8 protein-coding genes are annotated in these 11,000 nt (G+C 47.8%); 6 read left to right on the top strand and 2 right to left on the bottom strand.

Features of this window, described 5'->3' with window-relative positions:
- The first annotated feature begins 3 nt into the window (after window positions 1-3).
- On the top strand, window positions 4-810 hold the full coding sequence (locus TM7x_RS02235) for a PIN/TRAM domain-containing protein (RefSeq protein WP_138074081.1): 807 nt from the start codon (window positions 4-6) through the stop codon (window positions 808-810).
- 4 nt (window positions 811-814) lie between these two features.
- Here TM7x_RS02235 and TM7x_RS02230 read toward each other — a convergent pair whose 3' ends face one another.
- Window positions 815-3,481 carry a transglycosylase domain-containing protein gene (locus TM7x_RS02230; RefSeq protein WP_039327512.1) on the bottom strand — a complete coding sequence of 889 codons (2,667 nt, stop codon included), beginning with the start codon at window positions 3,479-3,481 and terminating at the stop codon, window positions 815-817.
- A 73-nt stretch (window positions 3,482-3,554) separates the two neighbouring features.
- Between TM7x_RS02230 and tyrS the strand changes: the two genes are divergently transcribed.
- The 5 genes from tyrS to rsmD are packed head-to-tail and all read left to right on the top strand — an operon-like array spanning window position 3,555 to window position 8,929.
- On the top strand, window positions 3,555-4,775 hold the full coding sequence (gene tyrS / locus TM7x_RS02225) for a tyrosine--tRNA ligase (protein ID WP_039327511.1): 1,221 nt from the start codon (window positions 3,555-3,557) through the stop codon (window positions 4,773-4,775).
- Complete coding sequence (locus tag TM7x_RS02220) at window positions 4,772-5,527, top strand: HAD-IIB family hydrolase (RefSeq protein WP_039327509.1); 756 nt, start codon at window positions 4,772-4,774, stop codon at window positions 5,525-5,527. Before tyrS ends, TM7x_RS02220 begins: the two co-directional genes overlap by 4 nt.
- Window positions 5,528-7,570, top strand: coding sequence for an ATP-dependent DNA helicase RecG (recG, locus tag TM7x_RS02215; RefSeq protein ID WP_039327508.1), 2,043 nt, complete (start codon window positions 5,528-5,530; stop codon window positions 7,568-7,570).
- A 1-nt stretch (window position 7,571) separates the two neighbouring features.
- Complete coding sequence (locus TM7x_RS02210; protein ID WP_039327505.1) at window positions 7,572-8,387, top strand: phospholipase C/P1 nuclease family protein; 816 nt, start codon at window positions 7,572-7,574, stop codon at window positions 8,385-8,387.
- Window positions 8,384-8,929, top strand: coding sequence for a 16S rRNA (guanine(966)-N(2))-methyltransferase RsmD (gene rsmD / locus TM7x_RS02205; protein WP_039327503.1), 546 nt, complete (start codon window positions 8,384-8,386; stop codon window positions 8,927-8,929). The genes TM7x_RS02210 and rsmD overlap by 4 nt, the downstream gene beginning before the upstream one ends.
- Window positions 8,930-9,300: 371 nt before the next feature.
- Here the strand turns inward: rsmD and TM7x_RS02200 are convergent, their stop codons facing one another.
- Window positions 9,301-10,884, bottom strand: coding sequence for an alpha-amylase family glycosyl hydrolase (locus tag TM7x_RS02200; RefSeq protein ID WP_039327501.1), 1,584 nt, complete (start codon window positions 10,882-10,884; stop codon window positions 9,301-9,303).
- Between the last annotated feature and the right edge of the window lie 116 nt (window positions 10,885-11,000).

Below are 11,000 nucleotides of genomic sequence, written 5' to 3'. Positions count from 1 at the left end.
AAAATGAAAGATTTTTACAGTTTAATAATAATTATAATGTTGCTTGGACTAGCTGCTGAGATTTATTTTTTGGCAAAACCGCGGCGCAATTCTCATGCCGGCGAGACTTCAATGTTGGTGGATACGTCAGTATTGATGGACGGGCGAGTAATTGAGTTGGCAAAGACAGGATTCTTGCTCGGTAAGGTGATTGTTCCGAGGAGTGTGTTGTCTGAGTTGCAATTATTGGCCGATGGCGCAGACCACGATAAACGGGAAAGGGCGCGGTTTGGTATGGATGTTGTGAAAGAGCTTAAAGATATACTGAAATCGTCATTTGAGCTGTATGACGATAATGAGCGTGTACCAGAGGGTGTTGATTCTCGACTGCTGAAATTAGCCAAGGAAATGGATGCGGCAGTGCTAACGCTTGATTATAACCTAAATAAGGTGGCGCAAGTTGACGGAGTTAAGGTACTTAATATCAATGAGCTGGCAAAGAGTCTGAGGATGAGCTACCTACCTGGTGATGAATTGGATTTGGAGTTGTCACAAAAGGGTCAAGATACTCATCAGGCGGTCGGCTATCTTAAGGATGGCACGATGGTGGTGGTTGAGAACGCTAAGCGATACATTGGTCAGACGAAGAAGATTGAGATTATCCGAAGCTTACAGACTGATGCTGGCAAAATGATGTTTGCTAAGCTTACTGTCGAACCAAAGAAACCTGCAAAGCAAAAGTCCAGTGTACCTAAAAAGCGCACAAATGGTCGTTCAAAAACATCAGCCCAGCACGAGGCTGAGCTGATTAATTTAGTTAATAAGCAGTAAGCGTCTAGCTGTCTTTTGACTTGAAGCTGCTGCTTGAAGTTGCGGTGTAGTATGCTGAATCCCGAACCGTCACAGAAACGGTGTGCGTTCCTGCTGTCTCAATCTCTACTGTCGCAGACTGTTTACCGCCGGAGCTGATTTCTGCGCTCTTAACACTCTTGCCGTCAACGCTAATTTCTATTGCGGCCAGCCCCCAAGTTCCCGCTGAGACGTCAACGTTTATGGTATAGTTTTTGCCGCTGCCAGTGACAGACACTGCTCCAATTTGAGGCTTAGCATCGTCACACTTGTGGACGTCGTCCTCTGCATTGGCATCATATCCTGAAGGCACACTGAGAGACTCTTTCTTTGTTAGCGGATCGATAACCTTAGTTACCTCAATTTCTTCTTTAGCGCCATCTGGAGTACAGCTGGTAGCTTTCTTCTTAGAGACCTTGTCGAATGTGATTTTCTCTGTAGATTGGCCTTGTTTCTTGTCCCACCATGATGGGTAAAGTTCGCCATTAACATTCTGGATGCCGTTTGGACGCTCGTACCATTGCCCAGATTTCCACTTGCCTTCTTTAGCGTAAACTTGGGTGTGAGCAAATGACATGACATTTCTAACCACCGGCATGCCAAAGTTTGATGATGATGTGCCGATGACGCTAGTATCAGAGTTACCGAGCCAGATTCCCATGACAAGAGCTGGACTATAGTTAACAATCCATAAATCTTTTGGCTGAGAACCTTTGTCAGACGTACCAGTTTTGGCTGAAGTTCGGACGCCGTTCACGCCCATCCAGCCGTGAAGTCCGGTGGTCCTGTCGGACAAGATGTCATTTACGATATAAGCTGACTGCGAGTCGAGGACTTGCTTGCCGTCGTCCTTCCATTTCTTCAATGTCTCGCCTTGGCTATTTTTTACTTCAATAACGCTTGAACTATTTTTCTGGACGCCCATACGTGCCAGAGTACCGTAAGCATTGACCAGCTCTGTTTGTTTGGTACCGCAGGCACCAATTGATGCACCAAGTCCGTAGCCGCCTGCATTTTCCTCTTGGCGACAGTAATTATGATTTCCCATCTTGCGAATTCCTTCAACGACCGGTTTGGCTGAGCCGTTACCGATAATGTAAGCTGCCTTGACCGCTGGAATATTTCGCGAGAAGGAGAGGGCTTTGCGGATGTTTATAGCGCCCATAAATTTTCCGTCCCAGTTGCGTAGTTTTGCGCCGTAAAGACTGTCGATGTTGTCGTCGCTTAGTACTGTGCCGCTGCCATAGCCCTGTTTGTTGTCATGCTTCTCGAATAGCTGAGCAAAAACGAGAGACTTAATGGTTGAACCTGGCTGAATATAAGATGTGGCTGCATTATCTTGCCCGTAGCCGGCATGATTAAAGTCGCGACTACCAACTAATGCGACGATTTGTCCAGTTTGTACATCTTCAACGGTTGCCGCACCGTTACTAATTCTGACAGAATCTGGTCGCCCAGTAGCAAAGAAGGACTTCATTTCTGTCTCTAGTTTTTCCTGAATACGCCAATCTAGCGTAGTTTTAATTGTTAGTCCGCCACGTCCAACGACCGATTCGCCAAGCTCTTTACTAAGCTGGTTGCGAACCATTAGTAGGAAGTGAGGCGCCTTAATGTTTTCTAGTTGTTCTGTCTGAGGTTTGATAGTGCTTAGAATATCAACTTTTTTAGCTTTTTCGGCTTCATCTTTAGAAATGACACCTTGTTCGGCCATATAATCCAAAGTTGTGTGTTGGCGGGCAATTAGCGCTTTATGCCCAGCGGTATTATATGGGTTATAGTAGGTTGGATTTTGTGGGATACTGGCAATCAGCGCTGCCTCTGCCAGTGTCAAATCTTTGGCGTGCTTACCGAAGTATGTTTGTGAAGCTGACTCCGCACCGTTACGTCGACCGCCGTATGGAGATTCGTTTAGATACAGAGATAAGATTTGATCTTTGCTATACATGCGTTCAACTTCAATTGCTAGAATGATTTCCTTAATCTTACGAGGAACGCCGCTAATTGAACGGTCGCCAGCTTCGTCAGCGAAGAAGACTTGCTTGACAAGCTGCTGTGTCAGAGTCGAGCCACCTTGGACTTGGCGTCGTGAAGCGGTTGAAAGCATTGCTCGCATTATACCGCTAATGCTGATGCCGTGATGCTTATAGAAATCGCGGTCCTCAATTGCGACGGTGGCCTTTTTTAAGTAGTCGCTAATCTGATCGGCTTCGACGACCAATTGATAGTTTCCTGTCCCTTTATCTTCCCAGAGCAAATTATCATTACGGTCGTAATATTTGGTAACGGTAGTTTGGACACGTTTAGCCAGTTCGCCGGGGCGGATTTTATCAAGATCTTTACGGAAATAAGCAAACATACCACCGATAAGTAGTAGCACCAATAGGGTGCCAACGCCAAGAATCTTCAAGGCCATCAGTCCGCCACGTTTAGAAAACCAATATTTAGCTAGGCGTTTTGGGTGTAGGCGGTAGAAGAATCGCTTGACGGGGTGTTTTGGTAAAGTTGCCAAATATTCCGCCCGCTCACGTGCGTCTTTGTCCTTTTTTGTTCGATGTTTTTGCGCCAAATTAGCATATAAATTCATCCGTTTTGACGGAGACTTCTTATTACTTGAGCCGTGTCCGGCGGTGTTAATCGTAGTTTTCCTCTTCACAGTCCTATTATATCACGCATATGTTTCGCTTCAATTATAAAATTGCTATACTAATATAAAGAAAAGGAGTGCTATGAAACTATCAGAAGAACTACAATGGCGCGGGTTCTGGAATCAGACCACATTTACGGACGACAGGCTTATCGATTCGGAGAATTTTACGCTCTATTTGGGGACAGATCCGTCGGCGGATAGTCTGCATGTAGGGCACTTGGCGGTCTACATGATGGTGCGGCATTTTTTGGAGCGCGGTCACAAAGTATTCCTGCTGGTTGGTGGCGGCACTGGTATGATTGGCGATATGCGCGACACCGAGGAGCGGAGTCTTCTGTCGTATGCGGAAATTGAGCACAACAAACGAGCTTTGAAGACACAGGTGTCGCAAATATTTGCTGGACGCGATTTTACCCTGGTGGATAATGCGGATTGGCTGGGCAATTTGGAATTGTTACCGTTTCTCCGCGACATTGGCAAGAATTTCAACATGGCAGACTTGATCGGTCGTGAATTTTTCAAGGCACGCATCGACAATGGCAAAGGGCTGAGTTTTGCTGAATTTACCTACACCTTGTTGCAGGGCTACGATTTCTGGCACTTATTCAAACATCACAGTGTCAATTTGCAAATCGGCGGTTCTGATCAATGGGGCAATTTACTCTCGGGCGTGGAATTGATTCGCAAAAAAGAAAATGCCGAAGTCTACGCCATGACCGCGCCACTGCTCATCAACAAGTCAACTGGCCGCAAATTTGGCAAATCCGAAGGCGGCGCCGTGTGGCTGGATGAAGCCAAAACCAGCGTGTACAAGTTCTATCAATTCTGGCTGAACGTTGATGACGAAAGCGCCATCGAATACATGAAGATTTTCACCATGCTTGATCGCGATACCATTGAAGCCATCGCTGAAAATCACGCCGTCAATCCAGGTGCGCGCTCAGCGCAAAAAGTCTTGGCGCGCGAAGTCACCGACATCGTCCACGGCGTTAATCGGCGCGAATCAGTGGAGCGGGTGACGGAAGTATTGTTTGGCGGCGGTGATTTTCGCCAATTGTCAGATGATGATTTGGACGCTTTGGCCAAGGAAATTCCGCGCGTGGATGTCGGCGTTGGTGTGATTGAAGCGTTGGTGATTTCTGGTGCGGTCAGTTCCAATGGCGAAGCAAAACGCCTGCTAAAATCTGGCGCTATCAGCCTCAACGGCGAAAAAATAACCGAAGACCAAGCTGTCAACACTACGTCGCTACTGAAAAAAGGTAAAAATACATTTGTGTTAATTATGGAGGGAGAAGAGTGAAAAAAATTATCGGGTTTGATCTGGACGACACGCTAGCTATTACCAAGTCGCCAATCAGTGATCGCATGGCTGGCATTCTTAGCCGGTTGCTTGAAAAATACGATGTGTGCGTCATTACCGGCGGCACATTCCAGCAGATTAAAAAGCAGGTGATTGATCGGCTTAATGTTCAGCCTGAATTGCTCCAAAGATTTCATGCAATGCCGACTTGCGGCACTAGGTATTATCGATTTGATGCTGCCGATAATGAATGGAAGATTCAATATGCGAACGATTTATCTGATGAGCAAAAAACTCAAATAACTACGGCGCTGGAAGAAGTTGCCAGGGAGATGGGTATTTGGTGTGATAATCCTGCGGGTGAAATTATTGAGGATCGCCACAGCCAGATTACCATGTCGGCGCTGGGTCAGCAGGCGTCGCCAGAAGATAAGTATGCCTGGGCGGAAAAGTATAAAGATATTCGCCCGGTGTATCGCGATAAAGTGGCAGAGAAATTGCCTGGTCTTGAGGTGAGGATTGGCGGTACGACCAGCACTGATATTACGCTGCCAGGAATTGATAAGGCCTATGGTATTGGTAAGCTGCTTGAGTTGAACGGCTGGTCAAAGGAAGATGCGTTATTCTTTGGCGATAAATTACAAGAGGGCGGCAATGATTTTCCGGTCAAACAAATGGGAGTTGATTCAATTGAGGTTAGAGGCTGGGAAGATACTGCCTACGCGCTGGAAGGCATCAACGCTGTTTCGTAGATGAAACTGACAACCCCACTGGAACACATCAAAGGCGTCGGCCCCAAAACCGCCCAAGCGCTGGCGGCGGCGGGTCTGGAGACGGTGGCGGACGCCTTGGATTTTTTGCCGAGGGCGTATGATGATTATTCGGCGGCGGTCAGCATCGCCGATCTTCAGCCGGGTAAAGTGACGGTGCGGGCGCACTGCGAGTCGATTTCCACGCGGATTGTGCGCCGAGGCCTGAGGATTACCACGGCGGTACTGGCGGATGATTCTGGCAAGGTCACGGCCGTTTGGTTCAATCAACCATACCGCGAATCCCAGCTAAAGTCGGACGCCGAGTTTATGTTCTCCGGCCAGTTCGGCATGCAATATAACAGCTATCAAATTAGTAATCCATCTGTCGAGCTGGCCAAGCAAACCGATACATCCGACGCCCAACGCACATCGGGCATTCATCCGGTCTACAAATCCATCAAAAACCTTCGCCCGAAAACCGTGCAGGATTTGTTGAAAAACCTACGCCCCATCATGGATTTTTTGCCCGAGACGCTACCAGAACACATTGTCCAGCGACAAAAACTAGTCAGCCGCGCTGAAGCCATCAGGTTCCTTCACACACCAAACAATCATGAGGAAATTGCCCGCGGACGTGAGCGCTTGGCGTTTGAAGAATTGTTTGAAATGATTTTGGCGGCGCAGCTGAATAAGCAAGAACAAACCAAATTGACCGGCTGGCGCATCCCGTTCAATCAGCCGGTCGTCAAGCAATTTGTCGAGCAGCTGCCGTTTCCCTTGACCAATGCGCAGCGCCGCGCCGCCTGGCAGATTTTGCAAGATCTGGAGTCCGAACATCCGATGAATCGCTTACTGCAGGGTGACGTTGGCTCGGGCAAAACGGTGGTCGCTGGGTTGGTGGCGGCGGAAGTGGCACAGGCTGGTTTTCAGACGGCCATCATGGCGCCGACGGAGATTTTGGCGACTCAGCACGCCAAAACGCTCGATGAGCTGTTATCGCCGTTTGGCGTGTCGGTGGCGCTGCTGACAGGGCACGTCAAGGGTACTCCGCGGCGGCAACTGCTGGACAATTTAGCAAATGGTGACATTGACGTGGTGGTTGGTACGCACGCGCTGATTCAGGAAAAAGTGGCGTACCATAAGCTCGGTTTTGTGGTGATTGACGAGCAGCATCGATTTGGCGTCAAGCAGCGGCAGGCGTTGCTACAAAAAGCGGACTACATGCCGCATCTCCTCAGCATGACTGCTACGCCGATCCCGCGGAGCTTGGCGCTGACGTTGTACGGTGAACTGGATATATCGATTTTGGACGAGTTGCCAGCTGGCCGTCAGCCGATTGAAACGAAAATTTGGTCGCCAGCTTCAGCGCCGAAACTCTACGAAGCGATTGATCACGAGCTAGCTCAAGGCCGCCAAGCTTACGTCATTTGCCCATTGATTGATGATAATCCTGACAATGACAAAAAATCGGTCGAGGCGGAATACCACAAATTAGCAAAAACGATGTTTCGTCATCGCCGCGTCGGATTATTACACGGTAAACTGCCGCCAGAGGAAAAAGCGGCGGTCATGCAGCAGTTTGCGGACGGCGACATTGACATGTTGGTGAGTACTACGGTGGTGGAGGTCGGTGTTAATGTGCCAAACGCCACGGTCATGCTCATTGAAAATGCTGACAACTTTGGACTCAGCCAGCTCCATCAGCTGCGCGGTCGGGTTGGGCGCGGCCAGCATCAGAGCTTTTGTCATCTGATGCTGTCGGGTCACGATAAACCATCCCAACGCCTCAAGGAAATTGAGAAATCCCAAGATGGCTTTTACTTGGCGGAAGTTGACTTGAAACTGCGCGGTCCTGGCGAAATCTACGGCCGAGCGCAACATGGCGTGCTGAACCTGAAAATTGCCTCGCTGAGCGACACACCGCTGATTGCCCGTGCGCAAACGGAGGCCGAGCGCTTTGTCAAAGAGGGGCAGGATTTGCTACAATATAACCATCTGGCGCGTGCCGTCAGTCGCTATCAGCGATTAACCATTTTGAATTAATATGTATGCAGGAACAACAATTAGAGATGGCTCTGGCCGATTTATCGGTGTTCATCAAAAGATAGATCGAGTGGCCAGGCGACATCTGACGCCAATGCTGCCTGATTGGTGTGAGTTTCCTGATATCAAAGACATTCTGCATTTTGAAGGCAAAAACGGCCCTGACGGCGTCAAGCGCAAAAGTCCAGCCGTTGACGAGCCGTGGCATTTCATCAATCCAGACGATCCGAATGACACGGCACTTTTGGAAATGATTGACCAGCATATTGATAATCTAGCGAAAGCGCTGCAAAAACATAATTCTGAACGAGCGGCGTTTGAAGCGGCATGGATGGCGCACGCCATCACCGATGGTCTGACGCCGGCGCATCATTTTCCGCTGGAGCACGCCATGCAAGAGTTGCGCGGTGGCGAAGGCCTGGAGACGCGAACATCCATCCTCAAGAAAAACGTCATGAAGGGCGACACGGGGATTGAGCTCATCAAAAACAATTGGAAGTTTTGGGGCGCTAAAGGCATGATGACTATGCACGTAGCGTTTGAAGCGGGCGTGGCGAGCGTAGTGGCCTATCCGCGCTTCAAGGACGCCGTGCCTAGTGAAGCTGAGATTTTGCAGGTCAAGCAGCAAGGCTATCGAGAATATTATCTAGAGCAAGTTCACGCTGTGGCCGACCTAAAAATGTATGACAATTTTGGTAAAAACGGCTGGACGACAGACTTGGCGTGGCAGACCAATCATGAACTGATGCCAATTATCATCAAAGCCGTCATGTTGGGCTGGCTAGCGTCGGTTTGGAAACTTGAGGCCAAACGGTGAGAGTACGCATCATCGCTGGCGAATTTGGTGGACGATTTATCCAAACGCCGCCAGGCTCAACGACACATCCCATGGGTGAACGAGTCCGTTCAGCGATGTTTAATTCGCTGGGCGAAACAGTCCGCGGCGCGCGGGTGTTGGATGCTTTTGCCGGTTCTGGCGCCATTGGTTTGGAGGCGCTCAGCCGTGGCGCTGAGTCGGTGGTTTTTGTGGAACGAGACCGGGTCGCGCAGCGCGTCATTGCTAAAAACATAACCAGTTTGGGTGCCGACGAAAAATCTATTGTAATAAAAACAACAATATCAAATTGGATGGAAACTGCGGATGTAACAGGGGAGTTTGATATTATTTTTGCCGATCCGCCGTATCACAATCCGCAGTTTTCCACAGTTTCGCGACTAATGGGGCTACTCAAACCTGGTGGAACTATGATATTATCACATCCAGGAATAGGTGAGGTGCCAATTCAAGACAAAACTGTTGTGGTGGACAGTCGTAGTTATGGGGAGGCGCACCTCACCAAATTCCTACGATTGGAATAATCCTTAATTATATTTATTTTCTCGGCGATATGTCGGGATTTTTAAATGTAAAAGCCCTATAAGTTGTTAGATTGATAGTGTTGTTATATTAACCCTACCGCTATATTTAGAGTTGCCGTATAATAGAACGTAGACAGATAAAAAAGAGAGAGGTGCTAATAGCTATATGTCGTATGTTGATTATGATCCAGGCTGCAGAGTCTACGGTGATGCTGAAGAAAACTGTTATCTAGATTTAGAAGATTTTTAGCGGCACAGGAGCTTAGAGAAAATCTTGCCGGTATAGCCATGGAAGCAGCAGGGGTTTATCCTCTTGAAGAGATAAATCCAGAAACGGGAGAGCTATTCTAGCGGATGTCATAGAGATTTACTTATTTAATAAGTAAAATTCCGCAATATCCAGGAATGGTTAAGTTGCTTTTTTCTTTGAAAATTAAATCTAGAGAATGGGTTGAGGCGATGATTTCGGCGTCTTCTGGAATGAAAAAACTCTGCGGTGCGTCAGCGAAATTGATGAAGATATAAGCCCGCTCAGTTTCCAGCTCGCGTTTTATACCAAGGATAAATCCATTACCGGTGCTATGAATAATTTCTAGAGAACCGTCTCTAAAAATGGGCATATCTTTGCGTAGCTGCAGTAAATTTCTATGTAAATTAAGTATAGAATAGACATTCTTTTTCTCTTCAGTGACGTTAATAAATGTGCGATTTTTATTCACTGGTAGCCACGGTTTTACTTCTGAGAACCCAGCGAACCGAGTATCATCCCATTGCATTGGCGTGCGCTCCAAGTCGCGGCTATCAACTGGGGTATGATTTGGGCTAAAATTATCACGAATATCCGCATCAGTCAGCTGACCATTTTCCATGCCAATCTCGTCACCATAGTAAATAACACTCACGCCAGGGCAAAGCAGATTGAGAAACTGCAACGCTCGCGCCCGTTCAAAGCCTAAGCGTGACCTAACGCGCGGCTGATCGTGATTACCAACACAGAAAAACGGCAAGTTATCGCCACAGGCTTGCAAATAATTGACAATATTCCAGCCCGTACGCTCGCCATGCCAATCATTTTGCCGATGTTCCATGAAAAATGTCGAACTTTTTGGATGCGCCTGAATAACTTCACGATACTGCGGCCAAATATCACCCAATTGTTCGTCCGGATAAAACTCAAACACCATCTGTCGGTCGTCATATTCATCACAAACACTGGCCAACTCATGTAGATATTCCCGAAAATGTGGCCCATGTTTACAATGGTCATGTACGAATGCGCCGTAGCTGTCGGGGTCGCCATAAAAATTGGAATTTACTGAATCGTCACCTAGCTCTGGATCTTTAGAAATGCCCCAAATCGCGTCAACCCGCATGCCGTCCACGCCCATATCAAACCAAAATCGCACCACATTTTGCATAGCTTGGCGCACTTCAGGATTATCCCAATTGAGATCAGGCTGGGTTGGTAAAAACGAATGCAAATAATATTGTCTAGTAGTCTCATCATACGTCCACGCTCGCCCCCCGGACAAGCTGCGCCAATTGTTCGGCTCCTTGCCATTGTGCTTATCGCGCCACACATACCAATTGCGCTTGGGGTTGTCTCGACTAGAACGCGACTCAACAAACCACGGATGTTGGTCGGACGTATGGCATGGCACCAGGTCAATCATCACCTTGATACGTCGTGCGTGCGCTTCGTCCAGCAACATACGAAAATCATCTAAACCGCCAAAAATTGGATCAACATTTTGATAATCCGCCACGTCATATCCAAAATCAGTCATCGGTGAGGTAAAAAACGGCGAAATCCAGATCGCATCAACACCCAAATCACTCAGATAATCCAACCGGAAAGTGATGCCATTTAAATCACCAACTCCGTCGCCATTAAGGTCTTGAAAACTGCGCGGATAAATTTGGTATAGCGAAGCGACATTTTGCCAGGTTTTCATGAGATAAGTATAGGCGAGTTAGTGTATTTTTTCTAGGCCAAGACTCGGCACGGAAACTAAGGTGCGTATATAAGACTGCTTTACGATTAATAAAGTCACTCTATCTTCACTATATA

This window comes from Candidatus Nanosynbacter lyticus (assembly GCF_000803625.1).
Classification (GTDB): Bacteria; Patescibacteriota; Saccharimonadia; order Saccharimonadales; family Saccharimonadaceae; genus Nanosynbacter; species Nanosynbacter lyticus.
The sequence above is the reverse complement of the archived record's forward strand: the minus strand, read 5'-3'. Positions and strand labels throughout refer to the sequence as shown.